At 36.0% G+C, this 18,003-nt stretch carries 16 protein-coding genes; 1 reads left to right on the top strand and 15 read right to left on the bottom strand.

The genetic code is table 11. The annotated features are described in order from the left end of the window. Complete coding sequence (locus ACKWCD_RS11355; protein ID WP_413984071.1) at positions 1–492, top strand: hypothetical protein; 492 nt, start codon at positions 1–3, stop codon at positions 490–492. A gap of 206 nt (positions 493–698) precedes the next feature. Here the strand turns inward: ACKWCD_RS11355 and ACKWCD_RS11350 are convergent, their stop codons facing one another. The 15 genes from ACKWCD_RS11350 to ACKWCD_RS11280 form a co-directional block, all read right to left on the bottom strand. Next, complete coding sequence (locus ACKWCD_RS11350) at positions 699–1,688, bottom strand: M57 family metalloprotease (protein WP_413984070.1); 990 nt, start codon at positions 1,686–1,688, stop codon at positions 699–701. Positions 1,689–1,851: 163 nt separating this feature from the next. Next, positions 1,852–2,601, bottom strand: a complete 750-nt coding sequence (locus ACKWCD_RS11345) for a LytR/AlgR family response regulator transcription factor (protein ID WP_413984069.1) — start codon at positions 2,599–2,601, stop codon at positions 1,852–1,854. Beyond that, positions 2,585–4,516 carry a tetratricopeptide repeat-containing sensor histidine kinase gene (locus ACKWCD_RS11340; RefSeq protein ID WP_413984068.1) on the bottom strand — a complete coding sequence of 644 codons (1,932 nt, stop codon included), beginning with the start codon at positions 4,514–4,516 and terminating at the stop codon, positions 2,585–2,587. Before ACKWCD_RS11340 ends, ACKWCD_RS11345 begins: the two co-directional genes overlap by 17 nt. Positions 4,517–4,883: 367 nt before the next feature. After that, positions 4,884–5,840, bottom strand: coding sequence for an aldo/keto reductase (locus tag ACKWCD_RS11335; protein WP_413984067.1), 957 nt, complete (start codon positions 5,838–5,840; stop codon positions 4,884–4,886). A 44-nt stretch (positions 5,841–5,884) separates the two neighbouring features. Beyond that, the gene (msrA, locus tag ACKWCD_RS11330) at positions 5,885–6,379 is read right to left on the bottom strand and encodes a peptide-methionine (S)-S-oxide reductase MsrA (protein ID WP_413984066.1); all 495 of its coding nucleotides are present in this window, start codon (positions 6,377–6,379) and stop codon (positions 5,885–5,887) included. Between the two features lie 350 nt (positions 6,380–6,729). Further along, complete coding sequence (locus ACKWCD_RS11325) at positions 6,730–7,173, bottom strand: hypothetical protein (RefSeq protein WP_413984065.1); 444 nt, start codon at positions 7,171–7,173, stop codon at positions 6,730–6,732. 62 nt (positions 7,174–7,235) lie between these two features. Then, positions 7,236–7,985 carry an SDR family oxidoreductase gene (locus ACKWCD_RS11320; RefSeq protein WP_413984064.1) on the bottom strand — a complete coding sequence of 250 codons (750 nt, stop codon included), beginning with the start codon at positions 7,983–7,985 and terminating at the stop codon, positions 7,236–7,238. A gap of 138 nt (positions 7,986–8,123) precedes the next feature. Next, positions 8,124–8,918, bottom strand: a complete 795-nt coding sequence (locus ACKWCD_RS11315; protein WP_413984063.1) for a hypothetical protein — start codon at positions 8,916–8,918, stop codon at positions 8,124–8,126. An 11-nt stretch (positions 8,919–8,929) separates the two neighbouring features. Further along, entirely contained in the window at positions 8,930–12,505 is a 3,576-nt protein-coding gene (locus ACKWCD_RS11310; protein WP_413984062.1) for a bifunctional metallophosphoesterase/BamA family protein, read from the bottom strand. A gap of 11 nt (positions 12,506–12,516) precedes the next feature. After that, positions 12,517–13,611 carry a S1C family serine protease gene (locus tag ACKWCD_RS11305; protein WP_413984061.1) on the bottom strand — a complete coding sequence of 365 codons (1,095 nt, stop codon included), beginning with the start codon at positions 13,609–13,611 and terminating at the stop codon, positions 12,517–12,519. After that, the gene (msrA, locus tag ACKWCD_RS11300; protein ID WP_413984060.1) at positions 13,608–14,174 is read right to left on the bottom strand and encodes a peptide-methionine (S)-S-oxide reductase MsrA; all 567 of its coding nucleotides are present in this window, start codon (positions 14,172–14,174) and stop codon (positions 13,608–13,610) included. Before msrA (ACKWCD_RS11300) ends, ACKWCD_RS11305 begins: the two co-directional genes overlap by 4 nt. A gap of 11 nt (positions 14,175–14,185) precedes the next feature. Further along, positions 14,186–15,040, bottom strand: a complete 855-nt coding sequence (locus ACKWCD_RS11295; protein WP_413984059.1) for a helix-turn-helix domain-containing protein — start codon at positions 15,038–15,040, stop codon at positions 14,186–14,188. A 60-nt stretch (positions 15,041–15,100) separates the two neighbouring features. Further along, entirely contained in the window at positions 15,101–15,604 is a 504-nt protein-coding gene (locus tag ACKWCD_RS11290; protein ID WP_413984058.1) for a DUF4437 domain-containing protein, read from the bottom strand. 76 nt (positions 15,605–15,680) lie between these two features. Next, positions 15,681–16,436 (bottom strand): SDR family NAD(P)-dependent oxidoreductase, encoded by a 756-nt coding sequence (locus ACKWCD_RS11285; RefSeq protein WP_413984057.1) that lies wholly within the window; start codon positions 16,434–16,436, stop codon positions 15,681–15,683. A gap of 27 nt (positions 16,437–16,463) precedes the next feature. After that, positions 16,464–17,453, bottom strand: a complete 990-nt coding sequence (locus ACKWCD_RS11280; RefSeq protein WP_413984056.1) for an alpha/beta fold hydrolase — start codon at positions 17,451–17,453, stop codon at positions 16,464–16,466. Positions 17,454–18,003: the final 550 nt, after the last annotated feature.

Genomic DNA, 18,003 nt, shown 5'->3' with positions numbered 1-18,003 from the left:
ATGGGATTTTTAAGAAAGCTCATCGAGAAATCTGTTACGAAACGAGCTTTGTGGATTGTTTTGATTTGGGTCTTAATTGCGAACTTTTTCTTTTTTCAAGAACATTGGAGTATTCTATATGGAGAACCAAGGGATAATGAATACAATTTTTTAGGCCGTTTTCTTAATTATTTACTTGTTTCTACATCTGCTGCTATCGTTGGCGGGTTCTATACTGTAAATCTCATGGAATCTTGGTTGGTCAAGTACCCTTTTTGGAAATCTTTATTACTAATCCTTTTGAAATTTATACTTATAGGAGGAGGTATCAGTTTATTAGGGTGTATAATACTCACCACCTCCGAAACAGGCTTGTCTCCATTTAGTTCTGAACTATGGGCACAGGTCATGAATTTAGTACAATCATGGTTATTTATAAAGACCTTCTTTTTGTGGTTTTTTATCGTAATCATTACTTTGATTATTTTAAAAATAAGAAGTCTTGATGATTGATAATACTAAATTCTTGTACTGGTAAATAATATTGCGAAACAGCTATCATCAAAAGGCCATAAATATGATTTACCCTGTAATACATTGACAAACGAGCTCCTTATCATCTATAAAAAAAGGGTTTGGCTTTAATTAAAGTCAAACCCTTTTTTATGTTAACTTCAAAACTCATTGAAATAGTGCCTTACTAATCAAATAATGGAATCTCATGGAAAACGTACACCTTTGTATAGTCTTCTAAAAGCTCTTTTATCTTCTCCAGTAAATCCATTAAAGGCAAAGAAACCACAACTTCTCATGATTGAATTTGTAAAGTTCCCTGTATCATCAGTACCAGGAATGTGCCTTACACCATCAACAAAACGTACTCCGGCAAGGTCGCCAAGTGGATTTCTAAATGGTACTGTATTGCCTGTACAACTTCTTCGCGTTCTAAAATCAGAATGTGCCATACCTATAGTATGTCCCATTTCGTGCATTAATAAGAGCATTGCTTCTTTTTGGGTAAAGGCAGCTGCATTTGGATTAAATCCAATAATTCTTCCAGGATTACCATTTACAGGAAATCTTGCAAACGCATCAGCAAAAGATCCTCTAGGTACAATTGAAAAATCAACATCGTTGATAACGAACGTGTCGATTTTACCAATCCTAAGTCTACGAAAACCATCTCTTTCTTCTAGAGGAATAACTTGAAACTCAATTTTATTTAAATTCAACGCATTATACCTTTGAGCTGCCTGTTGTAACCCTCTAAGAATGGTGTTGTTTAAACTTGAGGGGCCAAGGTTGTTAAACCCTATTTTAATTGTCCTTTTACCATTTCTGGGCAATTTAATCCTAGCGGTTGATGCAAACGCTTTTTGGGTAGAAGCTTGTATACCTTTAGATGATTGACTTTTGGATAATGAAATTAGCTCCTTGAGTTCATTTGCATAGATATCCATTTCATCATTACTAATAAAATAATCTCCTACTAGATACCCCCCGGAAGGTTCCAATTCTGAAGGTGGTCTACTAATAATTGTATTCTCTTCTGTTTCTATTCCTAAATAAGCAAGGGTCTGAAGCTTGGAATCCTCTAAGGACACTGCTTCATTTTCCAGTTCTTGAGAGACTTCATCTTGCGTACAAGAAGTGATAAGCATTATCGCCATAAATGCATAACCGCCTAGTTTTAAAAAATGTTTTTTCATGTCTTAATAGTTTTATTTTTGTATTTAACTAAAATTAACAATACATTTTGCTACTAAGACAAGAGAATGTTTTAAATGGCGATATGACTGTATTAAAGGTATTATTGAGTACAAGCATGAACTCTTTTGGCCATTAAATATCTTAAAGGGTTCTCTAAAAATATTACAAAATATTCATTCTATCATATAGTTCTTTTTTTCCATTTCTAGAAACAGGAAGTGATTTTCCATTCTTCATAACTACATAACCTCCTTGTTCCTTTACCATAAAATCTATATGATTGAGGTTTATTAAGTAAGATTTATGAATTCGTAAAAAATCATATGCTTTTAATTTTACCTCAAAGTATTTGAGATTTTTTGAAATCACAATTTCTCTTTCATTTATCAAAATGAAAACAGTGTAGTTTCCATTGCTCATACAGTACAAAATATCAATGGCTTCTACCATATGTACCCCTTTTGCATCGGTAATAGAAATTTTGGTTGATGTAACAGCTTTAGCGTAAAATTCATTGATAATATTTGTTTGAGTGGAGGAGCTCCTTTTTAAATGCACCATCTTATTTACAGCTTCTACCAGTCGTTTTGGCTCTACAGGTTTAAGTAAATAATCTATGGCATCGTATTGATACCCTCTTATGGCATATTTATCGTGGGCCGTTACAAATACAATTTTGAAATTTAAAGAATTAAGATTATTGAGAATTTCAAAAATAGGTGCTGTTCCTAATTGAATATCCATAAAAACCAAATCTGGTTTTAATCTCGATAGTATTTCAATAATCGATTGTCTATCATTGGCCTCCCCCATAACCGTAACGAACGGACAATATACTTGTAACAGAAGGAAAAGATTTTCTCTATCCTTTTTTTCATCATCTATAATAATACAATTAAGCGACTGATTCATCTTTTTTATTTCTTTGCTTAACAGGTAATATAATGGTTACCCTAGTTCCATTTGATTTTTTCGATGTGCAGACCAAGTCTTCAATTGTTACACTTGCGCTATTGTTTGCAATACGGTCTAAAATTCGAAGACGTTCATTTGTATTACGCGTTGCGAGGGATAAATGATTCGATGCGTTATTTGCTTTTTTAAAGCGCTCTGCTGCCGACCTACCTACTCCATTATCAGTTACGGTACAGATTATAGTATTTTTATTTTGTTTAAATTTTATTGACAACAGCCCTTTTCTTTCTAAATGTGAGAATCCATGAATAATGGCATTTTCTATATAAGGTTGTATAATCATCGATGGAATTATGGGGTCTTCTATCAAGAGTTCTTCCTCTATCTCGAATACTTCTTCAAACTTGTAGTCAAACCGTTCTCGTTCAATTCGTAAATAAGATTTTAATAACGCAGTTTCCTCACTTAAACTGATATAAATACTCTCAGTGCTTGCCAATACGGTGCGTATAAGACTAGAAAGTTCTGTCATATATTCATTTGCCTCTTTGTTCTTTTTTTTAAGTATATAGTTCTGAAGGGTACTGAAGGAGTTAAATAAAAAATGAGGATTCATCATAGATCGAAGTGATTTCATTTTACTCAAACTCAACTCTTCGTTCAATTGGTGAAACCTGACCTTATTTTGATATCCTCTATAGAGTACAGCGGAAAGTATCAGTATCAGAAAAACACCCAAGAAGTAACTAAATAGCTTTGTTTTACTTTTCGCAATGCTAATTTCTTGATTCTCTTGCTCTAGATTCTCAATTTGTTCTTCTTTTTTATCCAGAATTTTTTTCATCTCAATTTTTGCTACTTCTCTTTTCAGATTAATGTAATCTGATTTTTTATCTAATAACTTCACTTCCTTGAGTAGTTGAACAGCTGATTTAAAGTTTCCTAACTTCTCATAACTCCTCGACATATCTTCTTTTGTCATCATAATCTCTATGATATTATTGTCCTTGATATCATACTCTAAAGACATTTTATAGTAAGCAATTGATTTTTCATAATTTCCTAGTTTGTAATGAATGATACCCAAAGTGTGCATTAAAGAGGCATACAAAGAATCTCGGTAATCATGTTCTACCGAACTTATGTTTACATTAGTATTGATAATATCCAATGCTCTCTGTGGCATATCTTTTAAAACATAGGCCCACGCAATATTATTGTAGGCAAGATTACATTCTCTTTTGTTGCCAAAAGCTTTGCAATTTTTTTCAGCTATCTGTGAATAATGTAGTATAGAATCGGGGTCTTTAAAGGAAGATGACATATTAATATATGTCATTGTTTCATAATATTCGTGGTTCTCTTCAGGAACCACGGCAATCAATTTTGAAAACTCTTTTTTTGCCATTTCCCAATCGCCGATACTTAAAAAAAGATCTCCTTTTAAATAGTGCGATTCCCATATCAATCTGAGGTTTTTATTTTTATTGGCCAATTGCTGACCCATTTCAATATTTTCTAAGGCCTTATTATATTGCAATTGTCTATTTTGTAATGCGCTACTTCTAAAATAGGCTCTGACCAAACAATCAGGATCTTCATTTTTACTGCAGTAGTCGAATAAAAAATCGATTATTTCGAGAGCTTCGGCATCTTTTCTTAAATTATGAAACAGAAAGGCCTCTAATTTAAATCCTGTAGTGATAAGTAGTTCTTTATAACCTGCCTTTTTAGATAATTGGTAGGATTCTTTATAAGCTATTTCTGCTTTCTCATTATTTTTTGCTAAAACCAAGCTATCGCCCAGATTCAAAAAATGAGTTATTGATTCTTTTTCAACTAAAATGCCAGTATTCTTATTCTGGTTAGCATCCATATTCTGTGCCTTGACCCAAGAAAAAAGAGCAGACATGATTATACATAGAATCAAATCTTTAGAAATAAGAGTATTTATTTTTACAGTTGGTTTCAATCTATATGTGATTGGTATTTAGAAATTTATGGATGCAATACGCTTCAATTTAAGAAAAGGATTGTACATCACATACGAATCGCTATACTTTTCAAGGTATGGCATGTATATAACCCTAAACGATTACGCTGTATAAAAATTTGATTAAATGATTTTTCTTTCTACCCTTAAGACATCCATTGGGATAAATGAAGATAGCTACCTTTTAATACGAGCTTAATATCTGTGATAGCAGCATCTTTATGCTTTATAGCTTTAAATTCTTGCTTATCAATCATGCAATACCCTTTTTGATTATAATTCCCTTTTAATTCCAACTTAACTGAGCTCTTTCTTCCCAGTAATCTCTGCTGTGTATATTCATAGAACGCAATTGTTCTATTTCTGCTTGGTTTAACGAAAACTGTTGTGCCTTAAGATTTGCACTTAAATGAGTACAATTTTTAGCACCGCTCAAAACAATGGCATTGGGAAAACAATCAATACAATACCGCAGTGCAATCGCATCAACCCCAACCTTGTATTTAACCGCTAGAGTCATTAAGAAATTATACAATTTTTGATATCTATTGAATAACTTGTTTGGTATAAGGCGACCATTGGCCAACGCTTCTTTGATGATAAATTCCACATTAGCATTACTTAAGGTATTCTTTAATGCCAGTATGCTTTGGTCTAAAATATTGAAAGTACATTGAAAGGATTGAAATAATTTTTCATTTTCAATCGCTATGGATAATGCTTTGTTGATAACCTCTACTTGATTGGATCCGGTGGTTGCTAAACCTATAATTATATTATGTTCTTTCTTTATTTGGTGTAAGAGTTTTAGAATTCCCTGATTATTTAGCACTCCCGTATCAAGTGTTGCGGAATGTATTTGATATATTTTTAGATACGGAAGTAGCATTTTTGAAAATTCCCACTGTTGCATAAGTTTATCGACAGAATGTTCTTTTACCTCATGCGTCATGGCATTCGGATTAAAATCTGCTACGTACGTATACCCCCATTTTGTAGAAGCACGTATCGTCGGGTCATTCTTTTTTGCTAACCACGCTACCAATAATTCTTCGGCTATACCGTACCCTGGCGCTGTATCAAAGAATCGTATCCCCTTGCCATAGGCATCCTCCAAAACCTGAAGTCCACTTTCTCTGAATCGTGGCAGCGAAAAGGCTTCAGGGTTTTCCTGTCTTACATTAATATATAGTGGTCTGCCTATGGCTGCGGTTCCTAGTCCTATATTGCCGTTTTTTTGCATTGCCCTAAAGGATAGTACCTTTTTTAATTTATACTTCGCGAAATCTATATAAAGCTTTCATCAAACCTTTCGAAATGACAGGTGTACCCATTAGGTTTTCTAACAAGGTAATCTTGATGCTCTGGCTCAGCGGGCCAAAAAGTAGTATATGGTTCTAAGGTGGTAACAACTTTGGCCTCCCACTTATTAGAATCGTCGACTATTTTAATAACTTCTTCGGCATCCGCTTTTTCATCATCGTTCTGAATAAAGATAGCAGATCGATAACTAGATCCTAAATCATTACCTTGTCTATCAACGGTGGTAGGGTTATGGATTCGAAAGAAATAATCCAAAATTTCTTTGAATGATGTAACTTCTGAATCGTAAGTGATTTCAATTCCTTCTGCATGTCCGGGATGATTTCTATATGTGGGATGTTCATTCTCTCCTCCGATGTAACCCACCTCTGTGTCGATAATTCCTGGTCTTACCCGGTAGAGGTCTTCCATTCCCCAGAAACAACCTCCTGCGATATATGCTTTTTTATAATTTTCCATTTTTTTACTTACTTAAATGATTTTTAAATTTTTAAGAAAATCAACTACTTTTTGTTCTGGCATTTCACAAGGCCTTAGTATTTCGTTTTGCGTGGTTTTATAAAAGTTTAAACTAATAAAATCATTACCCCTTAGTTCTTTGGCGAATATTTTATAAGAATTACCCTTGTTGAAGATCGACTTTGTTATACCATATTTTCTTTTTTGATATTCTCCTTCAAAATAGCCTTTTGGCAGGGATGCTATAATTTCAAAGATTGTATTCTCTTCCACCCGTTTGGGATTTTACAAGTTGTGTGTACCAATAGCTCATGAATTCGAACCTCTTTTTATCATACAGCGGTTCAAATTTAACGCACTGATTCTATTACAAAATTTTTGTTATTGAATTCAAAAGAATCTCCTGATGCTTTTCCTTTCATGGCCTTATAAATAGGTGCTTGGGCAGAAATGCCAAGATATTCTACCCCATCAATGGTAAAGGAAGATTTTGGAACTGCTATTACCATACAACGGCCGTTCACACTTACCACTGCTCCCGGTTCCACTCTTTCTTTGGCCTCAAATGATAACTTATGAATCGTTTCAAGATGCTCTAAATGCACATGTGCCTGCTCTTCCAATTGGTCAGAAATTTCGAGGCTCTGTCTATGATGCGATTGATCATCACTATCGATTACTTCATTTCTCTTTAACAGATTACCATTGAGGAATTCGGCATACTTCATTTCATCTTCATCAATATACTCTTTCTCTAAAGCAATAAGTGCTTGTTTTAATTTTTGCTTATCCATAATTCAGATCTATAAATTTCAATTTTCAGAATGACATTATATTGGTCATTCTCTCTTTTAAGTTATACTGCCGTGATTCCCCCTTGCACGGCTAATTCCTCACCGGTTATATAAGACGAATCATCCGAAGCTAAAAATAGGACAGATTTTGCGATCTCTTCGGCCTTACCGAAACGTTTTAGAGTTGTCTGATCCGTAATGGCCTCTGCCGCCGCATTAAGTGTATCTTCCGGTAAGCCTATTTTACCCCAAAAAGCCGTACCGATAGGGCCAGGACTAATAGCATTTACCCTAATTTCTTTTTCCGCCAATTCGGCCGCTGCAACACGCACTAATGACCTCAATGCTGCTTTACTTGAACTCAATAGACTACTCCCTGAAAATCCTACTTGATTGAGCCATGAGGTAGTAATAATAACTGATGCACCCTTACTTAAAAATGGAATTGCCTGCTGTAACGTAAAATAAGAGCCCTTAAAGTTAACCCCAACCTGTGCGTCAAATAATGCTTCATTGGTTTCAGCAATAGGAACAATTACTCCTTGACCTACGTTGACATATAAAATATCAATACTGCCAAACTTGGATTTGGTCTCGTTAAATAAACGTTTCAAATCATCCATAATGGTAACATCACCTTGCACGGCATGGGCATTGTCTCCCAATTCGTGCAGAGCGACATTCAACAATGCCTGTTTCCTTCCGAAGATGACCACTTTAGCCCCATTGTTAATAAATTCCTTAGCGGTTGCCAAGCCCATACCACTGCTACCACCTGTTATAACTGCTACTTTACCTTCTAATTTTCCCATTTCATATAATTTTATAATTCAACATATTCTGACAATTGATAAAAAATTTCATATTCTTAAGAACTTGGTTCCTTAGTGCATCTGGTTTTTAAGTTCTTATTATTTAAACATTATTGCTTTCACTTTTCAAAGGGATGCTTAATTTATTCCCTGAGCTAACATAATTTCTACGGCTTGTCTAAAAAAATTATGCCCTCCTTTTATGGAGCTGTTCTCGTTAAGTTCTAGTACTACTCCATTGAGGTTTTCATCCCAATACCCATAATCGAGGTTTCCCACATTTGAGCTATTAAGGGTACTATTGTCTACATAATCTTTGGCATATAGATAGAAATTTGGATTATTGGCATCGGGAATTGACATCCCTAATCCTATAAAGTGTTGCTTGTTTTCTTTCGTTGTGTAGACAGAAGCAACGTCAAGATGATGCGGCCAAACTCGTATTTCTGAATGCGATGTCAATTCTTTCAAGGTGCCTTCCAAAGCCAAATGGGATAGAATTCGGTAATCCATTATTTCATTTAGGCAATCCTTATTTTTCAGATGATAAACATAGTTATCTGTTATAGGCTCATAGGGTCCTACATCGCTCATATGATATTTATAAGGAAGCAGTATGTCATTCTCTTTTGCCTTTTCGGCTATCCAGTTCGTTATCTCCTTATGGGTTTTTCCATCCAAATACAATTGGTATTTCTCATTACTTCCCGTCCACCATTCTATTGCAAATGAAGAATAGCTAAAAACAAGTACATCACCCTCCTTACTTAAAGGTCTCGTTGATAGATATCCACAACCTAGAAGTGATTTGAGATTGGTATGACCATCCTCTGCTTTTTTCGGAAGGAAGCTATTACCTGCAGCTACGAGGTATTGAATAATCTTATGGATTTCGTTCTCTACTTTAGGATTTGATATTTGAAAAGTACTCATTGCTTATTGTTTTAAAATGGAAGACTCAATCCGAATGTGAAGCGCCCACCATCATCAGAATTAAAATATGCTAGATTTAAAGCTGTGAAGCCGCCCAGAGAAAAATAGAATCCTCCTCCTGACGATGTACGCCACTCCTTTGAAGTGTCATTAGCGATCCAGACGCGACCATAATCAAACCCTGCATATACCCCCATAGAAATAGGAATAATACTATTGCGGATTTTCCCTACAGAGATACGTAAATCTGTGCTTTGACTAAAAGCCCTTTTGCCTGTAAAACGTTGTTGTCTGAACCCTCGTAATCCATCTGTAGCTCCTAAGTTTGCCGCTTGAAAGAACTCGAAATCATCCCCTAAGTTTATTTGTCCCTGAAGCTTCGTTGCAACTATAAGCAAACCTTTTTTATCTATTTGTACAGCTGCTCTCATAGAGGGATTTATGTATCCAAACCCTTCATTTGTATCGAGGTTTGTTTTATATCCCCCTGTAAGGTTAAAACCAACCCCTGATTTTGAAATAACAGCTGTTTTTAGATTGTCATATTCATAAGTTCCTTGTATGCCGAAATAGTTTTGGCCCTCAAAAACAGCATCATTTAATCCAGCACTTTCTATAAATCTGCCTTCGGTTTTTTCAACCTCGATATGCTCGTAACTAAACCCTAATTTTATGCTACTTCCTTGATATTTACGAAATATTAAAGATGGAGAAAGTGACCATTGCTGTATGCGAACTCGGTTAAAGTCCAAATCGAGTTCATCATCTCGGTTAATCGTTTCATTTCCAAAACCGAAGAAATTGTTTGTGAAATTTGGACTTGTAAATTGTGCCGAAAGCCCGAAATTGACCTTGTCGAATACATGGGCAAATTCTCCACTATAGTAGACATCTACACCACTAGTTTCAAAAAAGTACTTTAAACCAATATGATGATTATCTGTAAAAGGGTTTCTCACCAAAGAATTTTTTTGATAATTATACTGTAGCCCCAACCCAACACCATTATCAGGGTCATACCCAAATAGGGGTGTGCAATTACTTATATCTCTTCGGTGCTTTTTGAAATAATAGGTATTCATGTCATAATTGTCCGATAACATTTTTGAAACGGGCGTCTCAAAAGTGTTTGGAACAGTCTTATGGTCATAAACCTTAATACTGTTTCTGTTTTCTACGTTGTAAGTATCATTTCCGTTTCCACCGATAATTTTTAGATGTATTGGGTTAGTTCCTCTTCCTTTGACTTCAAATCTATCCTTGTCCGCTAAACCATAAAGCCAGATTTCCTTGGTATCTTTTCTATTATAATCCACATCCCAAAAAAGGCGTTTATCTCCATTTTTCATTATGGAGTAGCCTTGAATTTTTGTTACTCCCTTATCCATTCGTGTGATTACAAACAAGTCCTTCTTATCCGTTCCCGTTATCAGTAAGCACTTTTTAAGGTATTTATATAAGTTTATGGCGTTTTCCTCGATGTTTGCAAGCCTGCCTTTAAAAGCTTCTTTGTTACGAGCTACCTTCTCTTGATCAATCTCAGGAGGTAAATTTGCGAAGGCTTTCTCAATGATATCTGGAGTAATGTTGTTTTTAATAAAACGTGCTTCTTTTATCCAGTCTTCTTGGGTATGGTTCTTTAAAACCGCTAAATCTACATCGTCTCCTGCGTCGTTATACCATTTTACAGAGTTGTAATCACTATCATAGCGCTGCATAAAGCGCAATGGTGGTGAGAGCGCAGTAACAGCTCCCAAAATGAAACCGTCGAAATCAGAATATACTTGATCTCGATCTCTTGGTATGGGTTTAGCGGTAGTTTTACCACCTTTCTTAGTTACTGCCCATTTCCATTGATCGGCATGTCTATCCCAATCACCTACTAGATTGTCGAACAATCTAGTACGGATGTAAAGTTGTTGGTCTATCTCTAAATTCTCTTTTTTGCGTAGTTCTTCAAACAGTTTTAGGGTGCTAATGATTTCATCACTATTACCAAGACTGGCTACATCTTCTTGCCCTTCGGAAAGACGCTCTTCGATAAAATATATTTTATCCCCATAATCTTTGTTGTAGTAACCAAGAGCTTTTTGTTTTGGGAGATAATATAATTCTGGATTAGGATGAAGAATCCCCACTGCGTCTGCCAAGTCTCCAATAGTCAAGGCTCCATACGCATTGGCGGTGGTCCAATAATCCTGAAGTAGCTGCACGAAATAGGTGTCCTCTATATCTGCCTCTAGGTATTTGGTTTTGAAAAGGAAATACTGTACAAACCGTAGAGCACTTTTTTTTGCAGAGCGGAGGGCGTATTGTCTTCCATTCTTATTTGATAACCTTAAGGAATTAGTTTGATGGCCACCGCCTTTGCGCATTGGTGTTAAGCCGCCATAAAGAGTATCCAACAGGGCTGTTTTTATTTTAATTTGAGTGGCATAGTCGTTTCTGTAGTGCTCTCCCCACAACGCTTTATAAAAACCACTTCGCTCAAGTTCTTCAGGTTTGTAAATGGATTTCATTACATATTCCGGAGTGTCATATTCAGAGTAATTTGTATCTGTGTTTTCTTTTCTAGATGTGATAATTTTTTTGTTAAAAAGACTTGTGGTGTAGTTATTGGATTTACCATAAAAACGCACCCATAAATCTCCATCATTATATACTGTTACTTCAGTAAAACCTAGTGTGGCCTGAGAAAACCCCTCTTTGATTTTACTGACGCGTGACGCACTTCCACCTGCGCCACTAATAATCATTGGAATACTGTTGTGGGTAAAATATTGTAGGTTATTCTCGTGACCACTCATAAACACGACATTGTTTGTTTGACGTGCTATAGTTATTAGTCTGTCGCTGAATTCCTTATAATGTACGTTACTTATACCTTGATCATTGATTCCAAAACTGAACCGCTCTCCGTACTCTCCATAACTCTTAAGAGGATGGTGTGTAGCTACCAATACTGTTTTGCCTTCACTTTTCTTTATGGTGCTTTCGAGTTCAACATAAAATTCCACTTTAGTTTTTATATCACACTCTTCATTGAATTCTGGATAATTGCTCCACCCCATAAGAGCCCATTGCGAATCGATTAGCAGTAAATCGACATCATCGTTAATTTTTATACGTTCTAAGGGACATCCATTTTTTGGCTGAAAAGTTCCTTTTCCGAATGTCTTATCAATAAACTTTTCTTGTTTTTTTAGTCCTAGAAGGCCAGCATGCCAGTCTAAGTCCCCCGGAATAAAAAAGGTCTCACCTTTGTAGTTGTTAACCGTACTTTGAATCAATTGGGATATCTCTGAGTCATCACCGGATTTACGAACTATAACTTCTTCAAAACTATTTTTTGAAAAGTTGTTGCCTAAAAAAAGTAATGTACTATTATTTGTGGGTGAGTTTTGCATGTGTATGTTCAGCGCTTGAAGATTATTCTTCAAATCTGTACTAGTGTTGTACTCTCCAACATCTCCAACCAGATAAAATTTATGTGAAATTGTTTTATCCGATGGTATTTCTTGCCCTAGAGCACTTGTAAAGAACAATACTCCTAAGATCGTTGTTCCATATTTTATAAAGCTTTCCATAGAAATCCCGATTAATTGAAGGTTAGAAAGTTCTTTCTTGTCTCTGAGACATCTACAGTCGTACTGTATTCCTTGCCTTGGCGCAAATAGCGAATCGTAAGATTGGTCTTACCTTGAAACATTGGTTTGGTTTCGAAGAAGCAGTCCATATGACAAGTTTTATGGTCTTCGATGGATAGAATAATATCTCCTCCAAGAATTATATCCCTGCCATTAATTTCCGCTTTGATATAACCGGGTCGTAGCCCAGCCTTTTCGGCAGGACTTCCTTTGGCCACACTTTGAATCAACATTCCCCCTTGTAATGGCAAGTTGAAAATACGTTCAAATTCTTCTTTTTCAATTATAAGTCCGTTAACACCTATCCATGGTCGTTCTTCGAATGCGAGTAGCTCTTTAGCGGTGTCAATGGAAACAGCCATACCAATTCCCTGAAAACCTCCCGATACTGTTAGAATACTGGAAGCTATTCCTACCACCTCACCTTGGGAATTGAATAATGGTCCTCCACTATTGCCTGAATTAATTGCAGCATCGGTTTGAATAAACCCAACCTTTATGGTACCATCATAAATCTCATCAAAACTTCTAAGGGCAGAAACGACTCCAGATGAAAAGGAATTTTCCATACCATATGGACTGCCTATGGCATAGACATTTTGACCCACGGCCAGACCTTGAGAGTTCCCTAGTTTAGCATGGGACAGACTAGTATCTGGTGTATCCAGTTTCAATAATGCGATATCTGCATTTGGTTCGCTAAAAAGAATCGAAGCACTTCTCATTTGGCCATCTTGGGTCTTTACCATAATCTCGGTAGACCGGGCTACAACATGAGCTGCTGTAAGTATGTGGCAATTTGACGAGACCAAAACACCTGAACCAAGCCCACCTCCCGATTTCAATCCGTTGTCAGTAGACACGTTGGCACTAGTGAAAATTGTAACTACCGAAGGAAGTGCATTCTTATAAAGATTGATAGTCTCTTTTTCCGCAGGTGAAATATTGGTTAAGGGTTTATTGCTGTTTTTAAAAGAAAGTTTGCCTTCTTGTGCACAGCCGAAAACCGGATAACTTAGTAGCAATATGAAAAGTAGTGACTTCATGCGCTTTCTAATTGTTTTGTATAAGACAAATCAACTTTCAGTTTAACAAGATGCTGTCTTCGAAATTTTCTTAGTATTTGCTCTATAAATTGCATGTAAGAACCATACTTCTTATGGCGTTGATAGAACTTTTGGTCATTTTCTTGTGCGATAAAAAATCGCTCGAATCGCTTAACTTCTGTTATGATCGGGTTGCTTAAACTAAGCTGCATGTCCTCCATGACCAAATCAATTATGGCTTTTTGGTAGTTATTTTCATAGAATATGATAGATCGATATCTAGAATCAGCGGTCGATCCTTTTTGCATAGGAGATGTAGGATCATGTATGGTCATGAAAATATAAAGAAGATCCGCCAAGGAGGAAACTTCAGGGTTATACTCCACCTGTACAACCTCGGCAAAATTTTTCATTTCAGGCCATACGGCATAATGGTTGGGGTAAGGTTCATGCGTGCCTCCACTATAACCTGAAGTAACTTTTACCACGCCTTCCACTTCTTGGAATACGGCTTCTATAGCCCAGAAGCTACCGGCTCCAAATGTAATAAGTCTAGTTTCCATAGTAATTGATTTTAGCTTGTTAATACTTCTGTTTCAGCTTTTCTGAATATTGAGGGAGACATTCCTACCACGTTTTTGAAAAGTTTGGAAAAATGACCAACTGTTTCATAACCCAACTCATAGGTAATTTCCTCAATAGTTTGGTCCGTTCGAAGTAGAAGCCTTTTTGCTTCAAGGATTATCCTATCTCGGATGGCGCCAGAAGGAGTACTGTCCGTATGCTCTCTGAACATATTGGATATGGTTTTGGGAGATTTGTAAAGCATGGCGGCATAATCCGAAACTTGGTGCTTCTCTTTAAAATTATTTTCAATCAACTGATTGAACTTTCGTATCATTTCCAATTGACTATTGTGTAGTTTGCAACTGGCACCTTCATCTTTTACATATGAGTTTGACATTACTAAAACCCGTTTCAACGCGTAACGCAACATCTCTTCTTGCACTCTATTTATCTTATTTTCAAATTCACGTTCGAAACAATCAAACATATTTTCGAAAGTCTCTATGTCCATCTCGGAGAGCGAAAGAAGCATGGGGTATTTTGATCCAAAAAACCAGAACCAATAAAACGAAATCTCATCTTCATAATCCTGAATCGAATAAAACGCTTTGTTAAAAGCTATAGCTTTCAGACCATTCGATTTACCAATTACCTCAACACAATTCAAAGGCTTGCAAAAGAAAAGCTGATTTTGCTGTATTACCTTTAAATCGCCATCGACTAATAATCTAGTTTCTCCTGATGTGTTCAGAAAGACTTTATAAAGAGCACTATCCATGAATAAAGGAGTATAGCTCATATTTTCAAAATCGGTTACGGTAAATAAACCGCCATTTTCGGGATTGATAAAATCATGTTTCATTGGTTTAAATTTTTAGGGTATTCACATATTAATTCCAGGTATTAGAGCCCAATTATCAGCTCATTTGTTTTTCTTTACTTCGGATGTTCTTGGTTCAAAGTTGAATGGTACAGGTTGGTGCATATAGAAAACACAGGGTTCTTTAGACACACAACCTGTAGTGTGTATCTGATTGGCCGGCACATACCAGTAAGATCCCGGTCCCATGACCTTGGCATCTTCAGGTTTTTCGCCTTCCATGGGATTAATCATTTTACCAGATAATACCACGGCCTGGTAACTATGAGCATGTATGTGGGGAGGTGTAATAAAATTCCCGCCGGGAAATTTCGAAAATGTACTATGTGGCGTTTTAAAAGTACTTCCACTAACCTTTGCGAAATTGATAGGAAAACCATCAAAAGCTGTTTCCCATTTCAAATCTTCGGGAGTTAGGAAAATTGCTGTTTCGCCGTCTGTGTTCAATCGTTGAACAGATGTATCCGGTGGTGTATTTTGGGCATTGCTCCATACTACTCCCAATACCAACATACCTATTGTCATGATGTATTTGAACTTTTTCATAATGCTAATTTTATAGGTTAACTTTTTCAAAATTTCTAATTTGTTATAGTCGAAACCCTCTTCCCAATTCTAAGAATTAGTTCCTTCCAGCCATTACGCCCCCATCAATATCCCATACTGCCCCTGTAACCCATGAGCTATCATCAAGCATTAAGAATCGAATCGTACGCGCCACGTCTTCTGGTCTTCCCACTCGTCCAATGGGGTGAAAATCATTGAAGCCTTGTAGGTTTTCTTCAATTTTATCTTTTTCCATAAATGTTCCGTAAATAGGGGTGACGACGACAGCAGGAGATACGGCGTTGACTCGAATATTATATTGTGCTAATTCCATAGCCAGGTGTTGTGTCAAACTATGAAGTCCTGCCTTTGCCATAGAATATGCAGATGAAGGTGTCGCTTTAATGGCTTGTTTGGCCCACATTGAACCAATATTGACGATAGATCCTCCACCATTTTCCTTCATGATTTTTACAACTTCTTGAGTAATCAAAAAGAAGCTTCTATTAAAATCATGATAGATGTCGTAATCTTGAACCGTATGTTCTAAAAATGGCTTTGGATTAAAGTATCCTGCCGCATTTAGCAAATACTTTACGTTTGGTGCGATTTCACTTAGCGTACTTATGAAATCATTTACTTGAGAAATATCCAATAAATCAAATCCTATGGCTTTAATCGAGCCTAGCTCAGAAAGTTCCTTTTCCACTACTTTTAGATTTTCCTCCTTACGTCCTGTGACTATGACCTCAATCCCTTCCTTCAATAAAAGTTCCACCGTGGCCTTACCCATTCCTGTAGTTCCCCCAATAATTATTGCTTGCTTCTTCATTATATTATGATTTGTTTAAAGTTTATACTAGTTTTTTTGAGACAATTGATTTAAAAATGATCGTATCTCTGGAATGATATCATGTGCATGTTCTTCTAGGGCGAAATGTCCCGTGTCGTAGATATTGTAGTCTATTTTTTGAACATCTTTTTTATATGCTTCCGCACCGGATTCCGGAAAAAAGGCATCATTCTTGCCCCATACAATAAGCATAGGGGGTTGATTTCTTCTCAAATACTTTTGCCATTTTGGATACTCCTCCAAGTTCTTACGGTAATCGTAGAAAAGATCTAATTGTACCTCCCTCATTTCTGGCGAGCTCATATTATGTGCATCTAATACCCAGTTATCAGGGCTTACCATTTCTGGTTTTTTTACACCGTGAGTGTATTGCCATTTTAGACTCTCAATATGAAACACCTTTTTGAGTGGCTCCCTGTTTTCTGTAGTGTTTGCCTTCCATAATTTTCTAACATCCATCCAAGCAGCTCCAAGACCTTCCTCATAGATATTGGCATTTTTTATGATTAAGCCATTTACTTTTTCAGGGTTTTTAAGTGCGATACGGAAACCTACTGGACCACCGTAATCATGCATCATTAAGGTGTAAGATTCAAGTTCAAACGATGCAACAAACTCGTTCATAATGTGAGCCATATTGTCAAACGTGTAATCAAACTCTTTTGGACTGGGAAATTGGCTTTGTCCAAAGGCTGGATAATCCGGAGCTATCAGGTAATAGTCATCTCCCAAAGCGGCGAGTACCTTTCTATATTGATATGATGAAGAAGGGAAACCATGAAATAGTATTAAAGCTGGATTTTTAGGGTTACCGGACTCTCTGTAAAAAATATCGACTCCCTCGATATTTTTGGTTTTGTACAAAACGGTTACTTCAGCTTCGGCATTCTCCATATTATTTGGAGTGTCCGCTACTTTAAAACTCAAATAAACGAGAGATAAGAGTATTACTAGTGCTAATAAAACTAATGATCGGATTTTGGAATTGTTTTTCATCTCTTTATATTTTAGTTATTTAGAAAGTCCACTTGTATTGATGTTACAAATGTGGCACAAGTTTACTTTTCGTTTTTTTCAAAAATTGCCTTGCTATAAGAATTATGCGGTAATACCTTTTTCAGAACTAACAGTTTAGGTCGTTCTCCACATTATTGGTTTTACTTTATACCTTATATGTAGATAAGAGAAGTATCCTTTTACTTCTAGAAAAAAACAGATGTCAAATAGGATTGCCAAATAACATATTCAAAAATGCAAGCGACTTTTTTGGTATTTGGTTAAGATTTTTTCTTAAGATTATATGAGCCTGAAGTTCCACTTCCTGAAATAATCTTAATTCACTTTTTGGTACCCAAGTTCATAAACGAGCAATTTTTCAATAGTACAGCATAATATCCGAGAAATAGAAACTTAGTTTCTTCGAATTTTGTCTTGAACGAAATAGAGAATGAAGATTGTTAAAGATGAAAACGTAATTCAATCATTTTTATTTAAGAAGCTTCATTATCAAAAACACTTTTTTCTGACCAGAAGAAAAAGGTCAAAA

The sequence above is a fragment of the Maribacter taeanensis genome (assembly GCF_047345145.1).
In the GTDB taxonomy this organism is placed as follows: domain Bacteria; phylum Bacteroidota; class Bacteroidia; order Flavobacteriales; family Flavobacteriaceae; genus Maribacter_C.
Note: the sequence above shows the minus strand (reverse complement) of the source record. Positions and strands in the feature narration are given on the sequence as shown.